Raw genomic sequence first — 24352 nt, 5'->3', positions numbered from 1 at the left:
CTGATATCCTCAGATTGGCCGGTTGGCGTCACGTTCGACCGGCTGGTACTGCGGTAGCAGCAGAATAAAGGTCATTGGCAACCACAGGAGGGCGCCAGCAAACGGCCCGATGAAGTAGCTCAATCCGGGCATTTGGACGCCGGGCATGGCGCGCACGCCAAATTGCACTAACTGCACCACCAGCAACAGGGGCAGGATATGCAGGGCCTGCTGTCCGAGGGGAAACCACATGATGCGGCGTGACAAGGCGGTAGCCGCGTAGGACGCCAGAACATAGGCCAGCGCATGCTGTCCCATCAGGCTGGAATCGGCAACGTCCATGGCCAGGCCGAGAATGAAACCGCTCCCCATGCCAACGCGGCGCGGTTCGTGAATGCTCCAGAAGACGATGACCAAAGCCACCCAGTCAGGAAGCCAGGGCCAGGCCGTGGTTGGCAAAAAATTTAGCACCAGCGCGACCAGCAGGCTGATCAGGATAAACCAGGGGCGAACCGGCTGCAGGATTCGTGAAGAGGAGAAAGTGGGTTGCATCGACTTATTCCCTTTTCAAGCGCTTTTTCTTTACCCCTGGCTTGGCGGAAGATTTTTCACCAGTAGCAGCAACGGCTGCTTCGCTCGTCAACTGCGGCGGCAGAGCGACCGTCTCGCGCGGATCGAGCACCATGACATCACCGAAGTTCTCAACGCCGGCGACGGGTACGCAGTAGATTCGTGCGAAGGAATATGAGGTGTCACGTTCGATATGAACAACTTTGGCCACCGGGAACCCGGGCAGAAAGATGCCATCCAGCCCCGAAGTCACCAGCAGATCACCGTTCTGCACATCGGCATTGGCGGGCATGAAACGCAACTCAAGCTGGCCATTGCCCAGTCCGAAAACGACCGAACGCAACCCATTGCGCACAATCTGCACCGGCACCGCCTGATCCTTGTCGGTAATCAACGTAATCTCGGAAACGAAGGGGAAGACCCGGGTGACCTGGCCAACGACACCCGCATCATCGACCACCGGTTGTCCAGCAATGATTTTGTCCTGTTGGCCTTTATCAACGATCACGCGACGCGAAAAAGGGTCGCGCGCCGCATAAAGGATCTGTGTCACCCGCCCATTCGCCTTTTGCCGCCCCTTGATGTCGAGCAACTTGCGCAGGCGCTCGTTTTCTGCTTCAAGATGTCGCGCGCGCAGTAGAGTTTCAGCGCCGTCCAACTGTGCGCGCTTCAAGCGGGAATTTTCATCCTGAAAGCGAGAAATGCTGGAAAAATAACTGCCGGCATTCTGGAGGTAATCAACCGGTGCTTGTACTGCCTGCTGCATGGGATGCGTAAACAGCGACACCCCCTGCCGAAGCAGTTCAAGCGTCTGAAAGCGGGAATCGATGAAAATCATCGCCAACGAAAGCGCGGCGTAGAACGACAGCCGTGCCAGTGGCGCGGGTCCACGGTTAAAAAACGGTGGCGGTTGATAATTCATTGCTTCTGAGAGGAGTGAAAAGTTGGAAGTCAGGACTGCAACCCATGGTTGACAATCTTAGCATGGCAAGATAACCAGGCATGAAACTGGGGGTAACCTCACTCCTGACTACACTTCAATCCGAAGTAAAGATACTGCCGAGCTTGTCCATCCTCTCAAGCGCCATGCCGCACCCCCGTGCCACACAGGTCAGCGGTTCTTCAGCGACGATCACCGGCAGGCCGGTTTCTTCCATTAGCAGACGATCTATATCACGCAATAGCGCTCCGCCACCGGTCAACACCATGCCCTTGTCGGCAATATCGGCGCCAAGTTCCGGCGGTGTCTTTTCAAGCGCCGACTTCACTGCCGAAACGATGTTGTTGAGCGGTTCGGTGAGCGCTTCGAGGATTTCGTTCGAGGAAATGGTGAACTTGCGTGGAATGCCTTCGGCCTTGTTGATGCCGGAGACTTCCATCTCGCGCACTTCAGCGCCCGGAAAGGCCGAGCCGATGCGCTTCTTGATGTTTTCGGCGGTATTCTCGCCGATCAGCATGCCGTAGTTGCGGCTGATGTAGTTGATGATTGCTTCGTCAAGCTTGTCACCGCCAACGCGTACTGAACCCGCATAGACCATGCCGCCGAGGGAAATGACGCCAACCTCGGTTGTTCCGCCACCGATGTCGACAACCATCGATCCGGTCGGTTCGGAAACCGGCAGATCGGCACCAATCGCCGCCGCCATCGGCTCCTCGATCAGAAACACCTGGCTGGCGCCAGCACCGATAGCCGATTCGCGAATCGCGCGACGCTCAACCTGGGTCGAGCCCGAAGGCACACAGATGATGATGCGCGGACTTGGCGAAAGCAGGCGTGAATCGTGCACCTTGCGGATGAACTGCTTGAGCATCTGTTCGGTCACTGTGAAGTCGGCGATGACTCCGTCTTTCATCGGACGAATCACCGTGATGGCGCCCGGCGCTTTGCCGAGCATGTCCTTGGCGCTCTGCCCGACGGCCTGGATGGTTTTTTTGGCGTTGGGGCCGCCTTCCATCCGAATGGCCACAACTGAAGGTTCGTCAAGGACGATTCCTTTGCCACGTACATAGATCAGCGTGTTGGCGGTGCCCAGATCGATAGCCAGATCGTTTGAAAAATAACTGCGCAGAAAACTGAACATACTAAATATCCGTGAAAGCTCCGCAGGGAACTGCGGCGAGCAAAGTATTTATGATACCTTATATGGCCCTTCGTTTTAATACCTTACTTATTTCATAGCCATGTCGCTCACCCTGGAACAAGTTCGGCGCGTCGCCCATCTCGCCCGGATTGAAGTCAGCGAGGCCGAGACGGAATCAACGCTCGGCCACCTGAACGGAATATTCTCCCTGATCGAAACGATGCAGGCTGTCGATACCAAAGACGTCGAGCCGATGGCGCACGCTCAGGATCTTGCCCAACGCTTGCGCATCGACCGCGTCACCGAAGAAAATCGGCGCGACGCTTTTCAGACCGTTGCTCCGGAGGTCGAGGCTGGTCTTTATCTTGTGCCGAAGGTGCTTGAATGATCACGCGCAGCGTTTCCGCCCTCTCACAGGCACTGGCCGCCAGGGAGATTTCCAGCGTCGAGTTGACACAACTCTATCTGGACCGGATTGCCCGCCTTAATCCGGCACTGAACGCCTTCATTACCGTAGATAGCGCCAAGAGCCTGGCGCAAGCCAGGGCGGCCGACGAATTTCGTGCCTCCGGCACAGTGGCCGGGCCACTGACCGGAATTCCGCTGGCGCAGAAGGACATCTTCTGTACCAAAGGCTGGCTGACCACCTGCGGCTCGAAGATGCTGGGAAATTTCGTCAGCCCCTACGATGCGACGGTTATCGAGCGCTTCAACGCCGCCGGCGCCGTGATCCTCGGCAAGACCAACATGGACGAGTTCGCCATGGGGTCGTCGAATGAAACGTCCTACTACGGCGCGGTCAAGAACCCCTGGGATTTGACATGCGTTCCCGGTGGCTCGTCCGGCGGTTCGGCGGCGGCGGTCGCCGCACTGCTCGCTCCCGCCGCGACCGGTACCGATACCGGCGGTTCGATCCGCCAACCGGCGGCGCTGTGCAACCTGACCGGCCTGAAGCCCACCTACGGCGTGGTTTCGCGCTACGGCATGATCGCCTTCGCGTCTTCACTCGACCAGGCCGGCCCGATGGGCCGCTCGGCCGAAGATTGTGCGCTGTTGCTCAATACCATGGCCGGCTTTGATGAACGCGATTCGACCAGCCTTGATCGCCCGACGGAAGACTACAGCGCGCAACTTGCCGCCCCTGCCGGTGGCAGACCGCTGGCCGGCCTGAAAATCGGCCTGCCTAAAGAATTTTTCGGCGCCACCGAAAGATCGGGCTGCTCGCCTGAGGTGTTGCAACTGGTTGAAGCGGCCATCACCGAATATCGCAAGCTCGGTGCCGAAACGGTGGAAATCAGCTTGCCGAACATGAAGCTTTCGGTACCTGCTTACTACGTCATCGCGCCGGCCGAGGCCAGTTCGAATCTTTCGCGTTTTGACGGCGTGCGCTACGGTTATCGCGCTCCAGACTACGACGACCTCAACGACATGTACGCCAAGAGCCGCGCGCAGGGCTTTGGAGCCGAGGTCAAGCGCCGCATCCTGATTGGCACCTACGTACTCTCGCACGGCTACTACGACGCCTACTACCTGCAGGCCCAGCGCATCCGGCGCCTGATCGCCAACGACTTCGTTGCCGCCTTCAAGCAATGCGACGTGATCATGGGGCCGACCAGCCCGAGTACCGCGTTCAAGCTGGGTGAAAAATCGTCCGATCCGGTGCTGATGTACCTCTCGGACATCTATACGATTGCCGTCAACCTGGCCGGACTGCCGGGAATGTCGATTCCCTGCGGCTTTGCCAATAGTTTGCCGGCTGGTCTGCAACTGATTGGCGACTATTTCGCAGAAGCCAGACTACTCAACGTCGCGCACCGCTACCAGCAGGCAACAGACTGGCATTTGCAGTGTCCACCAGGTCTCGGCTGAGCACTTTGATGCGAGTGATTCATGCGTTACCGTTGGCATTCCTGCTTGGTGCCTGTGCCACGTCCGAGCCGGAGCCTGCTACAGTCGATCCGGTGGCAACGGTAAAGAAGCAGTCGCCGGAGCGGATAAAATCGCAGCCATTGAAACATCTGCTCGGCCGCAACCTCAAACCGATACCCGACCATGAGCTTGATGTGCGAACCAAATGCAGTTTTCGCGACGTGGCCGGCGGACGTGGCTCGATGGATTTGCAGGTGACGAAGGCCGAGGTCAAGCGTTTCGTGGCTGAAGTAACCATCCCGAAGCAGGGCATGTGCCGTTTCGACATGAAGAATTTTGTACAGACCGCCAGGCTGCCGAACGTGGTACTGACCGACGCGGCGAGTGGCTGCGTGGTGCGCATGTGGGAGCAGGAAAAAGGCGTTACGATCGCCTTCAACGCCTGCCAGTCCAAATGTGGCGGCGACGCTTTCAGTTATCTCTGGCCGATCATGGTCGATACACGGAATGGCCGCTGTTCTTGAAAAGTGAGTAAAAACGCAATGAAACAATGGGAAGTCGTAATCGGCATCGAGACGCACGCGCAACTCGCGACCCGGTCGAAAATTTTCTCCGGCAGCTCGATTGCTTTCGGTGCTGAGCCCAATTTTCAGGCTAACGCGGTTGATATCGCGTTGCCCGGCGTGTTGCCGGTGCTCAACAAGGGTGCCGTCGAATGCGCCATCCGCTTCGGTCTGGCCGTTGACGGGCAGATCGCGCCGAAATCGGTTTTTGCGCGCAAGAATTATTTCTATCCGGATCTCCCCAAGGGTTATCAGATCAGCCAGTACGAGCTTCCGGTGATTGTTGGCGGCAAACTTACGATTCAGTTGGGTCAGGGCGAAAATCTCACGGAAAAGACCATCAACCTGACGCGCGCCCACCTTGAGGAAGATGCCGGCAAGTCCTTGCATGAGGATTTCCATGGCAAGACCGGCATTGACCTCAACCGTGCCGGAACACCGCTGCTCGAAATCGTCACCGAGCCCGAAATGCGTTCGTCGGCCGAAGCCGTGGCTTACGCCAAGGCGTTGCACGCGCTGGTGCGCTGGATCGGCATCTGTGATGGGAATATGCAGGAAGGTTCCTTCCGCTGCGACGCCAACGTCTCGGTGCGTCCAGTGGGGCAAGCTGAGTTGGGCACGCGGCGCGAGATCAAGAACCTTAATTCCTTCCGCTTCATGCAACAGGCCATCGACTACGAAGTGCAGTGGCAGATCGCCACGATCGAAGACGGTGGCCACATCGAGCAGGCCACGGTGCTTTTTGACCCCGATAGCGGCGAAACGCGCGCCATGCGCTCCAAGGAAGATGCGCACGACTACCGTTACTTTCCTGACCCCGACCTGCTGCCGCTGATCATTGACCGCGAGTGGGTCGAACGTACCCGGGCCGGCATGCCGGAGTTGCCGGTTGCCAAGTGCGAGCGTTTTGTTGCCGACTATGCGCTGTCGACCTACGATGCCGCGGCGCTAACGGCTTCGCTGGATATTGCCGACTTCTACGAAGCCGCCATTGCGGTTGCCGGGAAGGCCAGCAGCAAGCCCTGTGCCAACTGGGTGACGGTCGATCTGGCGGCCCGCCTGAACAAGGCAAACAAGGAAATCAGCGAATCGCCGGTATCTGCAGCACAACTCGGTGGATTGGTTGCACGTATCGCCGACAACACGATTTCCAACAACATCGCCAAGAAGGTGTTTGAAGCGCTGTGGAATGGCGAGGGCCAGTCTGCCGACGAAGTCATCGAAAAGCAGGGGCTGAAACAGATCACCGACAGCGGCGCCATCGAGATGCTGATCGACGGGGTGCTGGCCGCCAATGCGGCGATGGTCGCCGAGTTCAAGGCCGGCAAGGAGAAGGCGTTCAATGCGCTGGTCGGTCAGGCGATGAAAGCCACCAAGGGCAAAGCCAACCCGCAGCAGGTTAACGAACTGCTGCGCAAGAAACTCGGGTAGAGACAGGCTTCCTGCCGGAACAGCGGGGCAGGAAGCTTCAGAGCGGGGTTGCGCCGCGACGGGAGAGATCGAGGTAGCGCCGGCGATCCTCGTCGTATTTGATGCGTATGACATCGAATTCCTTTTTCCTGGACTCGATGATCGATTCCTGGGCCTTTATCTCATAGTCGGCGTCACGCATTCCTTTTTGCACTTCAGCCGGTAACTGTTTCTTTTTGTAGAACTCGGCTTCGTTCTCGAACTTCAAGCGCAGGGTACGCATTTCGGCGATCTTGGTCTCGGCGCCCTTGATCGACTTTTGTACATCCTCCTGTGCGCGCACACGCATCGTCTCGATGTCTTCTATGGTGCCGTAGGTATTCAGCAGCGCCTGATCCTTGCGCTGTTTCTCCTTGAGGGCGGCTTCTTCCACCTTGCGCCGCTCTTCTTCAGCGGCATGCTGGATGCGCTGTTCGGCGGTCAATGGTGCCTCGACATTGCGCTGTGTCCGACCGGAATCGCCAAGTTCACGATAGGCTCTTCCATAACAGGCTTGCGGCAGCAGGTCGCCGCACTCCTGCTTGCCGCTTGCGTCGATACAGCAATAGAGCTTGCCGGCAGCCATAGCCGGGACGCAGAGCCCCAGCGCGATAGCCAGAGCGCCTAGTCTAGCGACGGTGTTCAACGCCATACTCTTTACGATAACGCTTCACTGCCGCCTGGTGCTCCTTGAAGTCCGGGCGATCACGGAGAAAAGCCATCAAATCGTCGAGTGTGGCAACCGCCACTACCGGGATGCCGTAATCCCGCTCGACTTCCTGCACGGCTGACAACTCGCCACTACCGCGCTCCATGCGGTCAAGCGCGATGACCACGCCGCAGGGCGTAGCGCCCGCTGCACGGATCAACTCGACCGATTCGCGTACCGAGGTGCCGGCCGAAATGACATCATCGATGATCAGTACGCGACCCGCCAGCGGTGCGCCGATGATGCTTCCGCCCTCACCGTGATCCTTGGCTTCCTTGCGATTGAAGGCGAAAGGCAGGTTGCGCCCGGCGCGTGCCAGTGCCAGCGCACTGATGGCCACCAGCGGGATGCCTTTATAGGCCGGCCCGAACAGTGTGTCGATGGCAATGCCGCTGGCGAGAATGGTCCTGGCGTAGAATTGCGAAAGTCGATCAATCGCCGCGCCGTCGTTGAACAGGCCGGCGTTGAAGAAGTAGGGCGACAGCCGTCCGGCCTTGGTCTTGAACTCGCCAAAACGAAGAACGTTCCGGGCGACGGCAAACTCGATGAATTCCTGACGAAAGTCCATGTAGCACCAGCAAAAGCCATTCCGGCGTGAATTTCATATGGTACGCATCATTACTCTAAACCTCAACGGCATTCGTTCCGCGTGGAGCAAAGGCGTATTGCCTTGGGCGGCTGCCCAGAACGCCGATGTCGTCTGCCTGCAGGAACTCAAGGCCCAGCACGCCGACCTGAACGATGCAATGAAGGCGCCGGCCGGACTGCATGCCTATTACCACTGTGCCGAAAAGAAGGGCTACAGCGGAGTCGGCCTGTGGTGCCGGCAGCAGCCCGATGCCGTGATCGAAGGGACAGGCAATGCAGAATTCGACGCCGAAGGGCGCTATCTGCGTGCCGACTTTGGAAAACTCTCGGTGATCTCGCTCTATCTGCCCTCCGGTTCAAGTTCGCCGCAGCGTCAGCAAGCCAAGTTCCGCTTCATGGACATTTTTCATCCGCAGCTTGTTGATCTGGCAAGAAGCGGTCGCGATGTGGTGGTTTGCGGTGACTGGAACATCGCCCATCAGGAAATCGATCTCAAGAACTGGAAGGGCAATCGCAAGAATTCCGGTTTTCTGCCCGAGGAGCGCGCCTGGGTCAGTCGCCTACTGGATGAAAGCGGCTGGTGCGACGTGTACCGCAAGCTGCATCCGGCGACCACCGACGAGTGCTACACCTGGTGGTCTAATCGAGGCCAGGCCCGGGCCAGGAACGTCGGCTGGCGGCTGGATTATCAGTTGGCTACTACGGCGCTGGCCGCTACGGCACAAGCGGCCTCAGTTTACAAAGATCAATGTTTTTCCGATCACGCTCCGCTTACCATTGACTACGACTATGCGCCGTGAATTTTCGCATTGATATGTTCGGGCAAATTGGATAACCTGAGCGTAATGGTTCACGAACGCCCTAAGGTTTCGTACCATGATTTTCTCTTCATTCCTTCTTACGTGAGGTGTGCCATGCCCGAAGTTAGCGATCTGTCCAACAACAGCAAACAAAAATTTGTTTCCGATATGAAAATCGTTGTATCCGATGCCGAGGAAATCCTTCGCGCTACGGCCGGCGTTGCCGGTGAAAAAATGGTCGACCTGCGCGAGCGCATTGGCGAGCGTTTGCGTGATGCCAAGCTGCGGATTGCCGACGCCGAAGCGGCGCTGGTCGACAAGACCAAGGCGGCAGCCCGAGCGACCGACGACTACGTCAATGAGAACCCGTGGCAAGCCGTTGGCATTGCCGCTGGTATCGGTCTATTGCTTGGCATCATCATCGGTCGCCGTTAAGCGGCGCTCTGCGCTATGAGCGACAACCAAGGCGGATCGAACAGCGGCCTGTTCGCCGCTCTGACAAACATCGCTTCGACACTGCTGGCGAGCGGAAAAACGCGGCTCGAACTTCTCGGCAATGAGATCGAGGTGGAAAAGCTGCGCGCCGTTCGACTGGTGCTCATGGCCCAGGGCATGGTGTTCTGTTTCAGCGTCGGTACGCTGCTCGCTGTTGCCTTGCTCTCCGTAATGTTCTGGGACTATCGGGTGCTTGTACTCGGCTTGTCTACCGGATTTTTTCTTGTTATCGGTGGCGTATTTTTCGCCCTGTTCAAGCGCCTGACGCACCGGCCGGAGCAGGTTTTCGCCGCCAGCATTGCCGAGCTACAGGAAGATCTTCGCCAGTTGAAAGCGGCAGTTGGCCATGAATCATCGCTTGATTGAGCTTCATCTTCGGCGTGGCCGATTGCTCGAACGTATCGCCAACCAGCGTGCGGCACTGGCTCGGAATGCGCAACCCGTGCGTGTCGCGCTGCACACGACGGATCGTATGCTGGCTTATCTTCGATCGGGCGCAGACTATGTAAAGCAACACCCTGGTAGCGCTATGCTTGCTGTTGCCGCACTGATCATCATCAAGCCTGGCCTCGTATGGCGCTGGAGCAAGCGAGTTTTCTTCGCTTGGCAAACATGGCGTACAGTTCGTGAAAAATTGCAGGCGCTTGGTTCTTGAGCCGGTTGATGCGCAACGAAGATAAGTTCGAGGATAAAGGCAAAGCAGGGGACGGGCGGTCCGGCGTCATTTCGCGCCTGTTTGCCTCCCAGAAACGGCAGGCCCGTGAATTCGTCGCCGACATCGTGCGCATGCGCGGACTGACTCCTTTGCTCATGAAGCATCGCAACGGCGGGACGTGGTCGGCCGAGGAAAAGTCCCAACTCCTGGCCCAGTTGCGTATTCTTTCGCGCATTTCACCGTATCTGTTGTTTCTTCTGCTGCCCGGTTCTGCACTGCTGCTGCCGGTTTACGCCTGGTGGCTCGACCGCCGACGCAGGCCGCGCGCCAATCTTCCGGTATCTGCGCCTCTGCGCTAGGGATGAACCGGAAATCCTTCACCGCCGCTGAGTCATTGCCAGATTTTCAAAGCCATCATTTGCCGCGTTGCAGCCTCTGACCAGCCACGGTTGGCAGCCGGGCTGGCCGGACTGGGGTGCAGAACTTTCCCGATACGTACGTCCATCCCGGCCAGAGCCTCAACCGCCCGCGTCTCGGCAAAGCCGCCGACGCCGATCACCCACTGCGCTTCGAGAGCCGCCACGAGTTGTCTGAGATGCTTGTCACAGGCCGCGTAGAGCGGTGCCGCCTCGGTTGACGGCAACTTGTCCGGAGTGAAGTTGCGGCCTTCGTCGAAAAAGGCCAGCGGGCAGTAGTTGGCGACAAAATGCTCGGCAAAGAAGGCGTCAGCGCTGCCGAAGCGCTGCTGGAACAAGCCCCACAGGCGGCGGCCACTGACTTCGGAGCGGCTGCAGGCAAAACCTTCGACCGGCCGCTTGGGGTTTTCAAGCAAAGGTTTATCGACCTTCGCCTTGATTCCCATCCAGTCGCGTACGGCGGCGATCTCGCCGAAGGGAACACCGCATTGCACCATGCCGAAGGGGCCGGGATTCATGCCGATGAATACCACTTTCTTGCGGCTGGCCCCGTAGCGGCGCAGATACTCCTCGTGCGGCGCCCAGGCATAGGCCAACGGGTTATAAATGTGTGAAACCGGCGGTGCGAAATGAAGGCTTTCAACCGTGGCCGACAACTCGCAGGCGGCGCTGATCAGTGCTGCGGTAATTTCTACGCTGCCCTGCGAGTCAATAGGCACGGCCTTCTCCAGAGGGTGTCGTGATTTTCCACGGTGCGACGCGGGAAAGCAGGAGCATTCCGGGAACGGCCAGCGCGGTGCACAACAGGAAAAAGTTGAACCAGCCCAGGCTTTCCACCAGCCAGCCAGCCGAGGCGTTGATGAAGGTGCGCGGCACGGCAGCCAAGCTGGTGAACAGGGCAAATTGCGTTGCCGTGTAGGCCGGATGCGTTGAACGCGCGATGAAGGCGACGAAGGCGGCGGTACCCAGACCAACGCCGAGCGCTTCCAGTCCAATGACCGCGGCGAGCGCCAGGCGCTGCTCGATGCCGACGCTGGTCTGCGGCCCCAGCCAGGCGAGCCAGGCGAAGCCGAGAATCGACACCAGTTGCACGACGCCGAACAGCCACAGCGCGCGGTTGATGCCCAGGCGCACCATCCACAGGCCGCCGAGCAGGCCGCCGATGACCGCCGGCCACAGGCCGGCATGCTTGGCGATCAGTCCGATGTCGGTTTTCGTAAAGCCCATGTCGAGGTAAAAGGGCGTCGCCAGCGCGGTGCACAGCGAATCGCCCAGCTTGTAGAGAAAAATGAAAGCCAGCACCAGCAACGCACCGCGCAGACCGGCACGCCCCATGAATTCGTTGAACGGTTCGACCACGGCCTGGCGCAGGGTTTTCGGCGCGGCATGGGCGGAAACCGGCTCATCGACCAGCAGGATCATGGCCATTCCGGGCAGCATGAAGGCGGCAGTGATCCAGAACACCTGCGACCACGGCAACAGGTCGGCCAGAATCAGCGACAGCGAACCGGGCACCAGTCCTGCGACGCGGTAGGCGTTGACATGGACGGCGTTGCCCAGACCCAGTTCGGCTTCGGCCAGCAGTTCGCGCCGGTAGGCGTCAAGCGCGATGTCCTGCGTCGCAGAGAACAGTGCCAGCAGCGTAGCCAGCCACAGTACCGGCACGATGTCGGTGCTCGGCGAAAGCCCGCCGAGCAGGCCGATGGTGAGCAGCAGTCCGATCTGCATGAGCAGCGACCAGCTGCGCCGGCGGCCGAGTACCGGCAGGGCGTAGCGATCAAGGAAAGGCGACCAGAGGAATTTCCAGGTGAATGGAAACTGGACCAGTGCAAAAAAGCCGATGGTTTTGAGATTGACGCCCTCGCTGCGCAACCACGCCGGCAACAGGTTGAGCAGCAGGTAGAGCGGCAGACCGGAGCTGAAGCCGGTGAAAATGCAGATCAGCATCTTGCGCGTCAGCAGCACGCGCAAGGACTCCGGCATTACCATGCTCATCCGCGCCGGCGGCCGAGACGATAGAAGGCCAGGCTACCGTTCAGGTTGGGGTCGTCGGTGACCGCTTCCCCGGCTTCGTCAAAAGCCAGTCGCTCGCGGATCTCGATGCCAAGCTTGCCGCACAGTGAATCAAAATCGGCGATGGTGAAAAAGCGCACATTCGGCGTCTCATACCACTGGTAGGGAAGATTCTCGGAAACCGGCATGTGGCCTTCAGCAATCGCCTCGCGGTTGGCACGATAGGCGAAGTTGGGGAAGCTCACCACCGCTTCTTCGGCAACGCGCAACATCTCGCCCAGGATGCGCTCGGTCGTCAGCATGGCCTGCAGTGCCTGGGAAATGATGACATGATTGAACGACTGGTTCTCGAAGCCGGAGAGCCCTCCTTCAATGTCGATCTGGATCACGTCGACATCGTTGCGGATGCAACCGAGCACGCTTTCGTGATCGATCTCGACGCCGTAACCGGCTACTCCCTTGGTTTCACGCAGATAACGCAGCAGTTTTCCGTCGCCACAGCCGAGGTCGAGTACACGCTCAGCGGGCGGAATCCAGTTGGCGATGACGGCAAAGTCGAAGCGCTCGCGCTCGATGGCCGTAAGCGGGTTTCCGTTGCTCATGTTGATATGTTCTCCAGATAAGCGCGCAGAACGGCGTGGTAGTGGGCGTCATCAAGCAGGAATGAGTCGTGTCCGGCATCGCAATCGATCTCGGCGTAGGCGACATGGCGCTGGTTGTGCAGGAGAGCGAACACGATCTCGCGCGAACGCGCCGGCGCAAAGCGCCAGTCGGTCGAGAAGCTGGCGACAAAGAAGCGGGCCTTGGCCCGCGCCAGGGCAGCGGCCAGATTGCCGTCGTAATCATAGGCCGGGTCGAAATAATCAAGTGCCTTGGTGGTAATCAAATAGGTGTTGGCGTCAAAGAAGCTGGCGAACTTGTCGCCCTGATAGCGCAGGTAGGATTCGATTTCGAAGTCGACGTCATAGCTGAACTGGTGTTCGCCGTGGCGCAACTGGCGACCGAACTTCTCGCCCATCTGGCTATCCGAGAGATAGGTGATGTGGCCGACCATGCGCGCCAGGCGCAGCCCGTTGGTCGGTATCACGCCGTGCTCGGCGTAGTGGCCACCATGAAAATCGGGGTCGGAAACGATGGCTTGCCGAGCCACTTCGTTGAAGGCGATGTTCTGCGCCGAAAGCTTGGGCGCGGAGGCGATCACCATGGCGTGACGGATGCGGTCGGGGAACTGCAACGCCCACTCCAGCGCCTGCATGCCGCCCAAGCTGCCGCCGATGACGGCGGCCCAGGTGTCGATGCCAAGGTGATCGGCGAGCCGGGCCTGCGCCGCGACCCAGTCCTCGACCGTCACCATCGGAAAATCAGCGCCGTAGCGTTTGCCGCTTTCCGGATTGACTGATATCGGCCCGGTCGAGCCGTAACAGCCGCCGAGATTATTCACCCCGACGACAAAAAATTTGTTGCTATCGAGTGGCTTGCCCGGCCCGACCAGGTTATCCCACCAGCCGACGTTTCCCGGGTTGTCGGCGTAAATGCCGGCGACGTGATGACCGCCGGAAAGGGCGTGACAAACCAGAACGGCGTTCGAGCGAGCCGCATTGAGTGTGCCGTAGGTTTCGAAAGCGAGTTCGAAGCCGGGCAGCAGCACGCCGCATTTAAGTGCAATCGGCTCATTGAAACGGACCCGTTGCGAGGCAACGACTCCGACAGAATTATTTAGTGACATGGCCATCGTTTGGAAGAAAAATACCCGTTCGGCCTGAAAAAGCGGGCTGGGCTGACCCCGCTTTAGCCCTGTTTAATTGCTGCCCGCCTGCGGCTACATATTGAGGCGTTCAAGCTGCTCCTGAATTTTCGAAGACTCCTCAAGGCGCAGAATTCGACGCACCAGCGGCGTAATTTCGGAAATATCGGTCTGCTTCACCCTCTGCTTGACCTCGGGAATCTGCGCCGGGTGCATCGAAAACTGGCGCAGACCCATGCCGAGCAGCAGGCGGGTGAGGTTGGGGTCGCCCGCCAGTTCGCCGCACATCGAAACCGGAACATTGACTTTTTCCGCCGTGCTGATGACGTGCGCCAGCAGCATCAGGACGGCCGGGTGCAGCGGATCGTAGAGACTCGAAACCTGCTCATCGGTGCGGTCGATGGCCAACGTATACTGGATCAGGTCATTGGTGCCGATCGAAAGGAAGTCCATGCGGCGCAGGAAAACGCCGACTGCCAGTGCCGCCGCCGGCACCTCGATCATGCCGCCGATCTCGATGTTTTCATCGAACGCGATTTTAGCCCCGCGCAGGCTGGATTTTGCCTGCTCCAGCGCCGCCAGGGTCTGGTCGATCTGATGGGCGTGCGACATCATCGGGATCAGGATCTTGACCTTGCCCATTTTCGAGACGCGCAGAATGGCGCGCAACTGCGCCTGGAACGATTTCGGTTCGGCCAGCGAGAGGCGGATCGAACGCAGACCAAGCGCCGGGTTGTCGCGCTTCCGGTCGCCGACCGATTCATCCGAATGCAGGTTCTTGTCGTTGCCAAGGTCAAAGGTCCGGATCGTTATCGGAAACCCTTGCATGCCTTTGACGGCCTTGCGATAGGCCTCGAACTGCTCGTCTTCGCTCGGCATGTCGCCACGACCAAGAAAGATGAATTCGGTACGGAACAAGCCCACCCCTTCGGCACCGCTTTCAAGCGCCGCGGCAACGTCGCCCGGCCCCTCGATGTTGGCCAGCAGGTCGATTTTGACGCGATCGAGTGTTGTTGCGTGCGCGGTTTTCAGGAGTTTAAGTTTCGAGCGCTCGATCTCGATCTGACTCTTCTTGAGCTGGTATTCCTCCAATACGCGCGGGTCGGGGTTGACGATCAGCACGCCGCGCGTGCCGTCGACAATGATCGTTTCCTTGTCGCGAATCAGTTGACGGGCGTTGTGCAGGCCAAGCACCGCCGGGATTCCCATGCCGCGCGCCAGGATCGCCGTGTGCGAGGTGGCACCGCCGACGTCGGTAACGAAGGAAGCGAAATGCTGATCCTTGAAGGCCATGACATCGGACGGGGAAAGGTCGTGGGCAACGACAATCAGGTTTTCACCCTTGACTCCTTTGGGGGCTTTGACCGACGCATGACCCGGCCTCCCGGCAAGCTCCCGGACGACGCGCTCGACCACCTGACGAACGTCGTAACTGCGCTCGCGCAGATAGGCGTCGTCGATCTTGTCGAACTGGGCGACCAGAACTTCCATCTGCTGCACGATCGCCCATTCGGCGTTGCATCGACGTTCGCGGATGATCTGCTTGGGCACCTCGGACAACTCGGGATCGGAGAGAATCATCAAGTGCAGGTCGATGAAGGCTCCGATGTCGGTCGGCGAGTGCTGCAACCCCTTTTTCATCGTCGCGAACTCGTTGCGCACCTGGTCCAGTGCCGTTTCGAAACGCGTGACTTCCTTCTCCACCATGCGTGGTGCGATGACCAGATGCGATACCTCAAGTGTTGCCTGCGAGATGAGGTGCGCCTGGCCGATAGCGATGCCGCTGGAGACGGCGAGACCGTGCAAAGTGAAGCTCATGGTTTGCTTATTCTCCTTCGCCGAATTTGTCAGCGATCAATTTGAGAACGGATTCAAGAGCCGCTTGCTCATCGCTGCCAATCGTTTCGACAACCAGTTTCGCCCCCTTGCCAGCCGCCAGCATCATCACGCCCATGATGCTTTTCGCGTTGATCCGTCGCGCTCCCTTTTCCAGCCAGACTTCGGAACTGAAACTGCCGGCCAGTTGTGTCAGCTTGGCCGAAGCGCGAGCATGCAAGCCGAGTTTGTTGCAAATTTCAATTTCAGCACGTGCCATCTGGATTTCCGGTTGATCAATCGTTTAGGGGCGCTGCATGTTGGTGACGCCATCGTGGCCGCCGCTGATGGCTTTTTGCATAATTAACTGAATGCCGTTATTGCGATAGGTCAAGGCGCGCAGCAGCATCGGCAGGTTGACTCCGGCAACGCCTTCTATCCGCCCCTGCTCCAGCAGTTTCAGCGCCAGATTGGACGGCGAGGCACCCAGAATGTCGGTCATGATCAACACCCCATCGCCGTCATCGACTTCCTTCAGCAACAATTTGGCCAGCGGCAGAATGTCGAGCGGATCGTCCTGGGCGGCAACGCCGAGCTGGCAGATCAATGGCGGTCGTTTGTTCAGAACGTGGCATACGTTCTGAATCAGGCTTTCGCCAAACGTGCCGTGGGTTATCAGGAGGATGCCTATCATCGTGCGTTCCGGTGAGGATCAATCAGCATTCTAAGGGATTCCGCGCATTACGTAAGTGCCGCAACCGCCTCAGGGCAGAATTTCCGGCATTTTCGGCGGCCCACCGACGAATTCAAGGCGGCGATACAGGGCTGCACTGACCTGCAGGCGTCCCTCGGCATCGACCCGCAACACCTGATCGACGGCCAGATTTTTCGCCAGCGCCGGCCAGTCGGCACCGGCGATGAAGAGCGGCTTCGACGCCACATCGGAGAGTTCGCCGGCTGCCGGACGGGCTGTAATGAGCACGGTCAGTGCCTGCGTGTGCATCACCGGTTCGCCACTGCGCGGGTCGAGCAAGTGGCAATAACGCTTGCCTTCCAGCTCGAAATAGCGCTGGTAGTCGCCCGAGGTGCCAATGGCTTCACCGTCTTCGAGGGCAACGGTGGCCAGCGGCCCCGGCTGGCGAGGATGCTGGATGCCGACACGCCAGCGTTCGCCGTTTTTGCTGCCGAGCGCCATGACGTTGCCGCCGATGTTGATCAGCGCGTTATTGACGCCCTGGGCGTGCAGGATGTCCGCCGCGCGGTCCAGCGCAACCCCCTTGAGATAGCCGCCAAAGTCGAGGGCCACCGCGCGGTTGCGGCTGCTTACTCGTAATCCGTCGAGTTGCAGATCAGCGATGCCGGGATGTGTACTACGCCACGCCGCGAGTGCCACAGGATCTGGCAGGACAGCCTTGAACTCATCGGACTGGAAACCCCACAGCTTGATCAGACCACCGATGCCGGGGTCGAAAAGCGCGTCGCCGGCCGCCGCAATGCGCTGCGCCTCAACGATCAAGGCTGCCATTTCCGGCGTCACTTCGAGCGTTTTGCCGGCGGCAATTGCCTCATTCAAGGCGCTCAACTCGGACGGTTGCCAGGCATGATAGGTACGGTGCAGGCGGTCGAACTCGCGCAGCACGGCCGCCGCTGCCGGACGGGCCTGCGCCTCGTCGAGGCCGGCAATCAGGACTTCAACACGGGTGCCAAAAACAAAGGATTCCTGATGATGCAGCGGTGCCTTGCTGCAGGCCGCCAAGGTTAGAAAGAAAGAAAAAAACATCCACCGCAGAGGCGCAGAGGCGCAGAGAAAAAACGGAGAAAAACATTTTTCTTTCTCCAGGTTTTCTCTGCGTAACCTCTGCGCCTCTGCGCCTCTGCGGTGGATTGTGATTTTAGTATGGCCGCTTAAACCGGACATTCACGCTCCAGCGCAGCGATGAACAGGGCGGCGGCGTCGAAACCGGTTTGCTCGCAAATTTCGACCATGCAGGTCGGACTGGTGACGTTGATTTCGGTCAGCCAGTCGCCGATCACGTCGATGCCGATCAGCAGCAAGCCGCGCGCGGCAAGTACCGGCGCCAGGGCTTCGGCGATCTCGCGGTCGCGGGCCGTAATCTCGCGCGCCACGCCGCTGCCGCCTGCGGCCAGGTTGCCGCGTGTTTCGCCAGCCATCGGAATACGCGCCAGGCAATAGGGAACCACCTCGCCGCCAACGATCAGGATGCGCTTGTCGCCATCGGCGATTTCGGGGATGTAACGCTGCGCCATGATCGTTCGCGTGCCATCGTGGGTGAAGGCGTCGTACATCAGGGTTTCGACGATTACGTTGCGGTTCGGGTCGTCGCGGCGGACTCGGTAGATCTGGCTGCCGCCCATGCCGTCGAGCGGTTTCAGGATGGTGTCGCCCTGTACCTCGATGAAGGCATGGATGCGCGCCGCCTCGCGCGCCACCAGCGTCGGTACGGCAAACTGGGCAAATTCGGCGATAGCCAGCTTCTCCGAGTGGTCGCGCAAGGCCTGTGGCCGGTTGAAGACGCGAGCGCCTTCGGCTTCGGCGCGCGACAGCAGCCAGGTGGAGGTGACGTAGGCGATATCGAAGGGCGGGTCCTTGCGCATGACCACGGCAGCAAAATCGCGTAACGGCACGACATGGCGGTCAATTTCGACGTACCACTCGCTATCGTCATCGAGCATTTCCAGATGCACCGCTTCGGCACACACGCCATGGAGCGCCGACCAATGGATGGCCGACTGCTGCGTCGCCCACACCGCATGACCGGCTGCCTGCGCCGCACGCATCATGGCGATGCTCGAATCCTTATAGGCCTTCAGCGAATCCAGCGGATCGAGTACGAAAGCAAAGCGCATGGTGAATTACTCCTTATCCAATGCTTCAGGGTCGGTTCGTTCCAGTTCCAGCGAGGCGGCAAGCTGGGCCAGGCGCGCCACCACGCCATAGGCGTAAAAACGATTTGGCGGAGCGTCCGGGGTCTGGCCCTGGTCGGGTAGCGAACAACTGGTTTCGAAGGCCAGCGGCTCGAAGTGCATTCCCGGCGCATTGAGGTTCTCGTCTTTGGCGCGGCCGGAGTGCACTCGGTAGAAGCCGCCGACGACATAGCGGTCGATCATGTACACCACCGGTTCGGCGACGCCTTCCTTGTCGTCCTTGCCAACGCGCTCGTAGGTATGAACACCTTCCTGGATGATCACCTGCGAGACGCTCATGCCTTCCTTGATCACGGACATCTTGTTGCGTTGCTTGCGGTTGAGGCCGGTGACTTCGGACGCATCCTTGACCGTCATCACACCCATGCCGTAGGTGCCGGCGTCGGCCTTGACCACCACATAAGGCGTCTCGTCGATGCCGTATTCCTTGTACTTTTCGCGGATCATGGCCAGCACGCCGTCAACATTGGCCGCCAGGCACTCCTCGCCTTGCCGTTCGTGAAAATTGACGCTGCTGCACACCCCGAAATAGGGGTTGATCTGCCACGGGTCGATGCCGACCAGCCTGGCAAACTCGCCGGCTACTTCGTCATAGGCGGCAAAGTGGTTGGACTTGCGGCGCACCGCCCAGCCGGCGTGCAGCGGCGGCAGCACGAACTGCTCGTCAAGATTCTGCAGAATCTCCGGAATGCCGGCCGACAAGTCATTGTTTAGCAGGATCACACAGGGATCGAAACCTTCCAGACCAAGGCGGTGCTGGGTACGCACCAGCGGTTCAAGCAACAGCGTTGCGCCATTCGGCAATTCGACCGGCGTCGGCTTGTCGATTTCCGGCAGCAGCGAGCCGAGGCGAACGTTCAGCCCGGTGAGGCGCAGGATGGCGGCAATCTGGGCGACGTTCTGCAGGTAGAACAGGTTGCGCGTGTGGTTTTCTGGGATCAGCAGCAGGCTTTTCGCGCTCGGGCAGATCTTCTCGATGGCGGTCATCGCCGCCTGCACGCAGAGCGGCAGGAAAGCCGCATTCAGGTTGTTGAAGCCGCCGGGAAACAGATTCATGTCGACCGGCGCCAGCTTGAAGCCGGAGTTGCGCAGATCGACCGAGCCATAAAACGGTGGTGTATGTTCCTGCCACTGGCCGCGCAGCCAGCGTTCGATGTCCGGTGTGGCGTCGAGGAGTTTTGCCTCAAGCGCTAAGAGCGGGCCGGTCAGGGCGGTCGTAAAATGAGGAACCATGGCTATCTCCAATCAGGCGTGAACGCCTGATTTGTAATTTTCAGAACATCTTTTTGATTTTTTCCAGCCATGTTACGTCGGCCTGGGGCTTGAACGAACGGAAGGACCTGGGCAGCGGCGTCTGCTCCAGACTGCGCTGGGTAAACAGAAAACGCCCGTCGCAGACAAAGCCGAGATCGGCCCAATCGACGCCATTCAGCGCCTCGGCCAGCACCTTCGCGTCAACGGTCGGATCGCGTGGGAAAATGGCCAGAACGGAACCATCGTAGTTCAGGCAATCATGGGCGTAGAACGGCTTTTCCTGGCGCGTCTTGCCATTGACGTAAACGCGGGGCTGCTCCGACTGATGATAACCACGCCCCCAATGCCACCAGTTGAGTTCGGTATACGGACGGATGCGACGCGCAATCAGGCGTTCCTTGTGCGGCAACAGCGCCTCGGGTGGCGGTTCGCCGGGTTCGCACCAGATCATCCGCCGGGTCATGCCGTCGGCCACTGTCGAGGAGCAGACAAATTTGCGCGTGCCGAACTTGTCGCTGGTGTACAGATCGTCAGCCCCCGATACGGCGCCAACCTTGACAAAGGCGATATCGAGGAGAGTCAGCGGATAGTCACCGCGCGTGAACATCAGGTGGCCGCCACTTTCGACGAAGCAACGATCTTCCCACTTCAAACTATTTAGCCCGGCCGCGCCGTCGGCCAGGCCCTGCGTCGCAAAGCGCGTACGCCGCGAGAAATTGCCGCGCTCGAAACGCCAGATCGCACAGTTGGGCGTCGCGCCGTCGAACAGGCGCGAGTCGCCGAGGTCGATGAAATCGGTGATCGTTCCCTCGGCAAACAGAAGGTGGTTGAGCGGCACCGCCGAAGTCGCCTTGAGCAGGTCGCGCGGCGTGATGAAGATCAACTCGCCGCCCGGTTCCAGATGGCGCAGGCACTTCTCGATGAAGAACAGATACAGGTTGGCGCGCTTGTCGAGAACGCTTTTCCCGGCCAGGCGCCGCGTCCCCGGCGAGATGTCCTGATAGCGCACGTAGGGCGGATTGCCGATGATCGTGGCAAACAGCTCATCCCTCGCCAGCTCGAAGAAGTTCATCACCTCGGCGCCCGGAGGAGCATGCCGGGCGTCGATCTCGATCCCCAGCGCGTCGGGGAAATGCCTGAGAAAGGCACCATCGCCACAGGCCGGCTCCAGTACCCGGCCACTGTTGCGTACCAGCTTACGCATGCAATCGACGATGGACGGTGGCGTGAAAATCTGACCAAGGGTGGCGACGTCCCATTCGGAGACGGAAAGAGCGGCAACTATTGAAGACATATGGAGGGCAGGCAAGGTAAAGACACAAGGGGCTAGAGTATACCCTTGAAAAGCAAAGCACCGCGGCCCGAAAGCTCGGGCCTGGAGACAGTTCGTCTCGGGTGCCGTGCGTTGAAGCTGGCCGGTCCACCCGCCTTGCAGCGCCCGTCAATGGGCACTCTTGCCAAAGGCAACAAGAGTAAAGTATGTTGATTTATTGATCACGAATCTAGGGAGCTTGGCGATGCGTATTCTTGTACTGGGAGCGGGTGGAATCGGTGGCTACTTCGGAGCCAGAATTCATGATGCAGGTGGCGACGTGACTTTCCTGGTTCGTCAGGCAAGAGCGCAGCAGTTGCGGGAAAACGGGCTGAAGGTTATCAGCCCTGTTGGCGACACGCAGATCACGCCCAAAGTCGTGACCAAGGACGAACTGACCGATTGCTTTGACCTGATCATGCTTTCCTGCAAGGCCTATGACCTGGATTCGGCGATGGATTCCATCGCGCCGGCCATCGGCGAGCAGAGCGTCATCCTGCCGCTACTGAACGGCGTGCTGCACATCGATACGCTGGCGGCCCGCTTCGGCCCGGAGCGGGTTCTCGGTGGCGTGGCGCTGATTTCGGTAATGCTCGCGCCAGGCGGAGAAATCAGACACCTCAACAAGCCGCATCGACTGGTCGTCGGTTCGCGTACGGCACAACCCTTAAAGTGGTTGCAACCGCTGGTGCAACTGCTCTCTTCATCCGGTATCAATTTCTCCCAATCTGACAACATCGAACAGGCGATGTGGGACAAGTTCGTCTTCCTTTCCACACTGGCCGGCTCGACCTGTACCCTGCGCGCCAGCATTGGCGACATCCTCAACACGGTGGCCGGCGAATCCTTCATTACGGGACTGCTGGCCGAATGTGCCAGGATCGCCGAAGCCAGCGGTCACACCGTGGCGGAGGCCCAACTGACGGCCTTCCGCAGGCAATTGACCGAGCGCGGATCGGTACTGATGGCTTCGATGTTGCGCGATGTGGAGCGCGGCGGCCCCACCGAGGCCGATCACATTCTGGGCGACATGGCAGCTCGCGCGCAAGCGAAAGGAGTGGAAGCCCCGATGCTCAAGCTCGCCTGCTCGCACCTGCAAGCCTACGACATGCGCAGGAAAGCGGCAGCGCTTGTTTCGCCAAACGGCCCAGCCCACGATTAATGGATTCTGTCTGCTCAGGCAGAACAATTTGTCTCGATTTTTGTATCCTGTGTTGCTCTTTATTGTTTGCCAATCCAGGAATTACGCACCACACCACCCTGAAGGATATTTCTGTGCAATTCGGAAAATTGAAGTTTCTGGCCAGCCTGTTGGCCATTGCGACGGCGTTGATCGGCTGCTCACCCACTCCGCAAACGGTTGGCGAGATGGCTAAAAAGTCAATCCAGGATGTGCTGCGCGTCGACCCGCGCTTCAAGGATACGGGCGTCGAGGTTGTCCAGGTCCAACTCACGGAGGAAGGCGAAAGGCAGTACAAGGGGATCGCCAGCATCAAGCACAATGGCGTCATGCATGACGTCCCGGTAAACGTCGTGCTCGATGGCCTGAGCATCAAATGGAGTACCGCCCCCAACGCTTTTTCCTTCATTCCGCCGAACCGGCCGCCACAGTGACAACAAGCGACGAACTCCTGCCGCCGTCGGACAAGTCCCTCTTTCGCAGGTGCCTTACATAGCGAAGCACAAGCATCACCTCCAGAAGCCTCTCCAATTGGCGTTCTACAGAGGTGATGCCTGAACACCAAATAAATACGCCGTTCTTCAGACTGGGTGCCTGTAGATCGCCATCCGGTGCGCCGTACCAAGGCGCTGCCCTCCAATTGATGCGAAACCCGTGCGCACTCAGCGGGCTTTTTTGACCGCCTTGCCGAGCAGTCGGATAAGAAAACCGTACCGCACCAACAAGAAACCGCAAGCCGACAGCACTTGATTTCTCCATGTATAACTTGCCTTGAAGTCTGTGGATGATAAGTGGACATCGCTTTGAAAACCACCTTGTGGATAAGTTATCAGCTTTTATCCACAGCTCGATACAAGGGTTTTACAACCCTGAAAAACAAACCTATTGCCATGAAAAACAAGATAAATAGCAACTTATCCACAGATTTATCGCTGATATTATCTTTATAGTAGTTATATATAGATACTTATAAACCCCTAGGACGTTTCACGCCTTGTTGATCGACACCACCGTTTTAACCTTCCTTGCGCTAAGCGCTTTTTCTGCAGGAATGATCGATGCCATCGTCGGCGGTGGCGGTCTGATCCAGTTGCCGGTGCTGTTCACTTCATTGCCGGACGAACTGCCGGCAACGATTTTCGGCACCAACAAATTTTCCAGTGTTTTCGGCACCGGCAACGCCGCCTGGCGCTATGCGCGTCGCGTCGAAATGCCGTGGCGGACTACCTTGCCGGCCGCCTTTGCCGCCTTTGCCTTCTCGTATCTGGGCGCCATGGCGGTGGCCTGGCTTCCACGCGAGATACTGAGGCCGCTGATTTTCGTGCTGCTGGTCGGGGCGGCGGCTTATACCTTCTGGCGCAAGGATTTCGGCAGTCTGCACCGGCCGCAGCATGCAGGTCGACGCGAGCTGGCTTTCGCCTTGCTGGTCGGGGGTGCGATTGGTTTTTACGACGGATTTTTCGGACCGGGTACGGGAAGTTTCCTGATCTTCCTGTTTATCCGCTTCTTCGGCTTTGACTTTCTGCACGCTTCGGCGGCGTCCAAGGTGGTCAATGTTGCCACCAACCTTGCCGCCCTCGGTTTTTTTGTGCCTAACGGCTATTTGCTGCCGGTTCTAGCCGTTGCCATGGCCGTTTGCAACGTCATGGGTTCGGTGGCCGGCACGCACCTCGCCTTGCGTCACGGCAGCGGCTTCGTGCGGCAGATGTTCCTGGTTGTTGTCAGCGCTTTGATACTCAAGCTCGCCTGGGATACCTTCTGATCCCGGTCTGAGAGGTTGTGAAAATATCAAGAATCCACCGCAGAGGCGCAAAGGCGCAAAGGTTTCGCAGAGAAAACCTTTAAAAACAATTGGGTTCCTCTGCGTTTCCTTTGCGGCTCTGCATTTCCTTCGGTCACCTTTGCGCCTCTGCG

General features: G+C 59.0%; 28 protein-coding genes. 12 read left to right on the top strand and 16 right to left on the bottom strand.

Annotated features, from left to right (window positions below):
- Positions 1 to 9: 9 nt before the first annotated feature.
- The 3 genes from mreD to ACOYNV_RS06075 form a co-directional block, all read right to left on the bottom strand.
- Complete coding sequence (gene mreD, locus ACOYNV_RS06085; RefSeq protein WP_422898861.1) at positions 10 to 531, bottom strand: rod shape-determining protein MreD; 522 nt, start codon at positions 529 to 531, stop codon at positions 10 to 12.
- A gap of 4 nt (positions 532 to 535) precedes the next feature.
- Positions 536 to 1471, bottom strand: a complete 936-nt coding sequence (gene mreC / locus ACOYNV_RS06080) for a rod shape-determining protein MreC (RefSeq protein ID WP_422898860.1) — start codon at positions 1469 to 1471, stop codon at positions 536 to 538.
- 115 nt (positions 1472 to 1586) lie between these two features.
- On the bottom strand, positions 1587 to 2630 hold the full coding sequence (locus ACOYNV_RS06075) for a rod shape-determining protein (protein WP_422898859.1): 1044 nt from the start codon (positions 2628 to 2630) through the stop codon (positions 1587 to 1589).
- Positions 2631 to 2730: 100 nt separating this feature from the next.
- On the opposite strand from ACOYNV_RS06075, the gene gatC reads away from it, so the two are divergent.
- From gatC to gatB, 4 genes are read left to right on the top strand one after another with little or no spacing between them, the layout of a single operon-like run.
- Positions 2731 to 3018, top strand: a complete 288-nt coding sequence (gene gatC, locus ACOYNV_RS06070) for an Asp-tRNA(Asn)/Glu-tRNA(Gln) amidotransferase subunit GatC (RefSeq protein WP_422898858.1) — start codon at positions 2731 to 2733, stop codon at positions 3016 to 3018.
- The gene (gatA, locus tag ACOYNV_RS06065) at positions 3015 to 4499 is read left to right on the top strand and encodes an Asp-tRNA(Asn)/Glu-tRNA(Gln) amidotransferase subunit GatA (RefSeq protein ID WP_422898857.1); all 1485 of its coding nucleotides are present in this window, start codon (positions 3015 to 3017) and stop codon (positions 4497 to 4499) included. Before gatC ends, gatA begins: the two co-directional genes overlap by 4 nt.
- Positions 4500 to 4507: 8 nt before the next feature.
- The gene (locus ACOYNV_RS06060; protein WP_422898856.1) at positions 4508 to 5023 is read left to right on the top strand and encodes a hypothetical protein; all 516 of its coding nucleotides are present in this window, start codon (positions 4508 to 4510) and stop codon (positions 5021 to 5023) included.
- An 18-nt stretch (positions 5024 to 5041) separates the two neighbouring features.
- On the top strand, positions 5042 to 6493 hold the full coding sequence (gatB, locus tag ACOYNV_RS06055; protein WP_422898855.1) for an Asp-tRNA(Asn)/Glu-tRNA(Gln) amidotransferase subunit GatB: 1452 nt from the start codon (positions 5042 to 5044) through the stop codon (positions 6491 to 6493).
- A 37-nt stretch (positions 6494 to 6530) separates the two neighbouring features.
- On the opposite strand, the gene ACOYNV_RS06050 is transcribed toward gatB, so the two are convergent.
- The gene (locus tag ACOYNV_RS06050) at positions 6531 to 7157 is read right to left on the bottom strand and encodes a hypothetical protein (protein WP_422898854.1); all 627 of its coding nucleotides are present in this window, start codon (positions 7155 to 7157) and stop codon (positions 6531 to 6533) included.
- The gene (pyrE, locus tag ACOYNV_RS06045; protein ID WP_422898853.1) at positions 7141 to 7788 is read right to left on the bottom strand and encodes an orotate phosphoribosyltransferase; all 648 of its coding nucleotides are present in this window, start codon (positions 7786 to 7788) and stop codon (positions 7141 to 7143) included. The genes ACOYNV_RS06050 and pyrE overlap by 17 nt, the downstream gene beginning before the upstream one ends.
- 37 nt (positions 7789 to 7825) lie before the next feature.
- Here pyrE and ACOYNV_RS06040 point away from each other — a divergent pair, with 37 nt between their 5' ends.
- From ACOYNV_RS06040 to ACOYNV_RS06020, 5 genes are all read left to right on the top strand, one after another.
- Positions 7826 to 8608 (top strand): exodeoxyribonuclease III, encoded by a 783-nt coding sequence (locus ACOYNV_RS06040; protein ID WP_422898852.1) that lies wholly within the window; start codon positions 7826 to 7828, stop codon positions 8606 to 8608.
- A gap of 114 nt (positions 8609 to 8722) precedes the next feature.
- Positions 8723 to 9043, top strand: a complete 321-nt coding sequence (locus ACOYNV_RS06035) for a DUF883 family protein (protein WP_422898851.1) — start codon at positions 8723 to 8725, stop codon at positions 9041 to 9043.
- A gap of 15 nt (positions 9044 to 9058) precedes the next feature.
- On the top strand, positions 9059 to 9469 hold the full coding sequence (locus tag ACOYNV_RS06030) for a phage holin family protein (RefSeq protein ID WP_422898850.1): 411 nt from the start codon (positions 9059 to 9061) through the stop codon (positions 9467 to 9469).
- Positions 9450 to 9758: a YqjK-like family protein gene (locus tag ACOYNV_RS06025; protein ID WP_422898849.1), complete on the top strand. Its 309-nt coding sequence runs from the start codon at positions 9450 to 9452 to the stop codon at positions 9756 to 9758. The genes ACOYNV_RS06030 and ACOYNV_RS06025 overlap by 20 nt, the downstream gene beginning before the upstream one ends.
- A gap of 8 nt (positions 9759 to 9766) precedes the next feature.
- Complete coding sequence (locus ACOYNV_RS06020; protein ID WP_422898848.1) at positions 9767 to 10117, top strand: hypothetical protein; 351 nt, start codon at positions 9767 to 9769, stop codon at positions 10115 to 10117.
- Between the two features lie 32 nt (positions 10118 to 10149).
- On the opposite strand, the gene ACOYNV_RS06015 is transcribed toward ACOYNV_RS06020, so the two are convergent.
- The 11 genes from ACOYNV_RS06015 to ACOYNV_RS05965 all read right to left on the bottom strand — a co-directional run bounded on the left by ACOYNV_RS06015 (position 10150) and on the right by ACOYNV_RS05965 (position 21240).
- Positions 10150 to 10863, bottom strand: a complete 714-nt coding sequence (locus tag ACOYNV_RS06015) for a uracil-DNA glycosylase family protein (RefSeq protein WP_422898876.1) — start codon at positions 10861 to 10863, stop codon at positions 10150 to 10152.
- A gap of 19 nt (positions 10864 to 10882) precedes the next feature.
- Positions 10883 to 12169, bottom strand: a complete 1287-nt coding sequence (locus ACOYNV_RS06010) for an AmpG family muropeptide MFS transporter (protein ID WP_422898847.1) — start codon at positions 12167 to 12169, stop codon at positions 10883 to 10885.
- Positions 12166 to 12789, bottom strand: coding sequence for a methionine biosynthesis protein MetW (gene metW, locus ACOYNV_RS06005; protein ID WP_422898846.1), 624 nt, complete (start codon positions 12787 to 12789; stop codon positions 12166 to 12168). The genes ACOYNV_RS06010 and metW overlap by 4 nt, the downstream gene beginning before the upstream one ends.
- Positions 12786 to 13913 (bottom strand): homoserine O-succinyltransferase MetX, encoded by a 1128-nt coding sequence (metX, locus tag ACOYNV_RS06000; RefSeq protein ID WP_422898845.1) that lies wholly within the window; start codon positions 13911 to 13913, stop codon positions 12786 to 12788. Before metX ends, metW begins: the two co-directional genes overlap by 4 nt.
- Before the next feature lie 93 nt (positions 13914 to 14006).
- Positions 14007 to 15749: a phosphoenolpyruvate--protein phosphotransferase gene (gene ptsP / locus ACOYNV_RS05995; RefSeq protein WP_422898844.1), complete on the bottom strand. Its 1743-nt coding sequence runs from the start codon at positions 15747 to 15749 to the stop codon at positions 14007 to 14009.
- Between the two features lie 7 nt (positions 15750 to 15756).
- Positions 15757 to 16026 carry an HPr family phosphocarrier protein gene (locus tag ACOYNV_RS05990; RefSeq protein WP_422898843.1) on the bottom strand — a complete coding sequence of 90 codons (270 nt, stop codon included), beginning with the start codon at positions 16024 to 16026 and terminating at the stop codon, positions 15757 to 15759.
- A 24-nt stretch (positions 16027 to 16050) separates the two neighbouring features.
- Entirely contained in the window at positions 16051 to 16440 is a 390-nt protein-coding gene (locus ACOYNV_RS05985) for a PTS sugar transporter subunit IIA (protein WP_422898842.1), read from the bottom strand.
- Positions 16441 to 16509: 69 nt separating this feature from the next.
- Positions 16510 to 17526: an FAD:protein FMN transferase gene (locus tag ACOYNV_RS05980; RefSeq protein ID WP_422898841.1), complete on the bottom strand. Its 1017-nt coding sequence runs from the start codon at positions 17524 to 17526 to the stop codon at positions 16510 to 16512.
- A gap of 125 nt (positions 17527 to 17651) precedes the next feature.
- Positions 17652 to 18614 carry a glutathione synthase gene (gshB, locus tag ACOYNV_RS05975; RefSeq protein WP_422898840.1) on the bottom strand — a complete coding sequence of 321 codons (963 nt, stop codon included), beginning with the start codon at positions 18612 to 18614 and terminating at the stop codon, positions 17652 to 17654.
- Positions 18615 to 18620: 6 nt separating this feature from the next.
- Complete coding sequence (gene gshA / locus ACOYNV_RS05970) at positions 18621 to 19925, bottom strand: glutamate--cysteine ligase (RefSeq protein ID WP_422898839.1); 1305 nt, start codon at positions 19923 to 19925, stop codon at positions 18621 to 18623.
- Between the two features lie 40 nt (positions 19926 to 19965).
- Positions 19966 to 21240: an Eco57I restriction-modification methylase domain-containing protein gene (locus ACOYNV_RS05965; protein ID WP_422898838.1), complete on the bottom strand. Its 1275-nt coding sequence runs from the start codon at positions 21238 to 21240 to the stop codon at positions 19966 to 19968.
- A gap of 223 nt (positions 21241 to 21463) precedes the next feature.
- On the opposite strand from ACOYNV_RS05965, the gene panE reads away from it, so the two are divergent.
- The 3 genes from panE to ACOYNV_RS05950 all read left to right on the top strand — a co-directional run bounded on the left by panE (position 21464) and on the right by ACOYNV_RS05950 (position 24200).
- Positions 21464 to 22420 carry a 2-dehydropantoate 2-reductase gene (panE, locus tag ACOYNV_RS05960; RefSeq protein WP_422898837.1) on the top strand — a complete coding sequence of 319 codons (957 nt, stop codon included), beginning with the start codon at positions 21464 to 21466 and terminating at the stop codon, positions 22418 to 22420.
- Between the two features lie 113 nt (positions 22421 to 22533).
- Positions 22534 to 22872: a hypothetical protein gene (locus tag ACOYNV_RS05955; RefSeq protein ID WP_422898836.1), complete on the top strand. Its 339-nt coding sequence runs from the start codon at positions 22534 to 22536 to the stop codon at positions 22870 to 22872.
- 566 nt (positions 22873 to 23438) lie between these two features.
- Positions 23439 to 24200, top strand: coding sequence for a sulfite exporter TauE/SafE family protein (locus ACOYNV_RS05950; protein ID WP_422898875.1), 762 nt, complete (start codon positions 23439 to 23441; stop codon positions 24198 to 24200).
- The last annotated feature ends 152 nt before the right edge of the window (positions 24201 to 24352 follow it).

Source organism: Propionivibrio sp. (genome assembly GCF_049316945.1).
Lineage (GTDB): Bacteria > Pseudomonadota > Gammaproteobacteria > Burkholderiales > Rhodocyclaceae > Propionivibrio.
The sequence above is the reverse complement of the archived record's forward strand: the minus strand, read 5'-3'. Positions and strand labels throughout refer to the sequence as shown.